Here is a 1,159-nt window from a genome sequence, read left to right as displayed (position 1 = left end):
TAACTGATGTTACGCAGCCCTACCCAGAATAGGGTCGTTTGCTTTGAGAATTTTCAGTTTATTCCAAGCGTTTTTTAAGGCATTGAGCGTAAGTTTCCTTTTCAATGCGAAATGATTTTCTTTATTGGACAATTTTAAAGCCTCGAGTTTAACAAAAGCCAACATAGATAAGAATAAGTGATTTGATTGAGTTCTTATTGTATGTGCTGGCGAACTTGCGTAACCCGTATTAGATTTAATAGACTTATGGAACTCTTCAATTTTCCAGCGCAAAGCATAGTATGTTTTGATACAGTCTGCATCAGCCGTTAAGTCATTAGTAACCAAATAAACAGCCACTTCTGATTCACCTTCGTTTTGGAAGACTTGTTTAGTGAAGCATAATGGAAAATCCACACCTTCAACATAAACGAGAAGCGTTTGACCCTCTTTCAGCTCTAATGACTCAATCGACTGATAGTTTCCTTTACGTTTTTCTTCCCCACTCAATGCGACTTTTCGATTCGCTTTAAGTGGCATGATAAAATGATGATTGAGTTCTTGAATAAACTTGAAGTTTTCTGCTGATGAATACCATGAGTCAGCTAAAATGTACTTGAAAATCACACTATTATCAATGCTCTGTTGAAGGAGTTGCCGAAAATGATCCTGTTTTGAAACTTTACTTACTCGTTTGGGCTTATTTGTTTTTTTATCAATTACCCATTCTGTTTTATGGATTATTTTGAAGCAAATTGGCAAAGAAACCCCTTGATTATAATACAGTCCGGTGATCTGATTGATACCTTTTACTGAACGTTTTAAGCAATGGTCATAGTGCCAACAAATCATATCATTTTCACCCATATAGGCTTTTTCTTCTATCGTATCATCAAAACACAGAACCCCTTGCGAACTTGATATTTGTTTAACCAATGGCTTGACTACTGACCATAATTCTTTTGAACCATAATCGGCTGAGTTTAGACTGCGCGTAATTGTATCATGACTTAATTCGCCCTCTAACAAAGCTGATAAAGTCGTGCAATTGCTTTGGCCTTGATTGACTATCAGGTAATCACTGTACAAATCAAATATTGGAGATAGAAATTCCATTTCGCTTTTTTTCGTAAATTTAATTACTTTGAAGAATTAGCTAACTCTTGTGCGTAACATGAGT

At 35.7% G+C, this 1,159-nt stretch carries 1 protein-coding gene; it reads right to left on the bottom strand.

Features of this window, described 5'->3' with window-relative positions; translation table 11 throughout:
* Positions 1–9: 9 nt before the first annotated feature.
* Positions 10–1,095 (bottom strand): transposase, encoded by a 1,086-nt coding sequence (locus P1X15_RS32445; protein WP_277342258.1) that lies wholly within the window; start codon positions 1,093–1,095, stop codon positions 10–12.
* Positions 1,096–1,159: the final 64 nt, after the last annotated feature.

The organism is Runella sp. MFBS21 (genome assembly GCF_029433105.1).
Lineage (GTDB): Bacteria > Bacteroidota > Bacteroidia > Cytophagales > Spirosomataceae > Runella.
This window is presented reverse-complemented; position numbering and strand designations above follow the sequence as displayed.

What these genes read in the sequence shown, in the direction of transcription:
- P1X15_RS32445 (WP_277342258.1), bottom strand. Translation starts at nt 1,095, where the DNA reads ATGGAATTTCTATCTCCAATATTTGATTTGTACAGTGATTACCTGATA.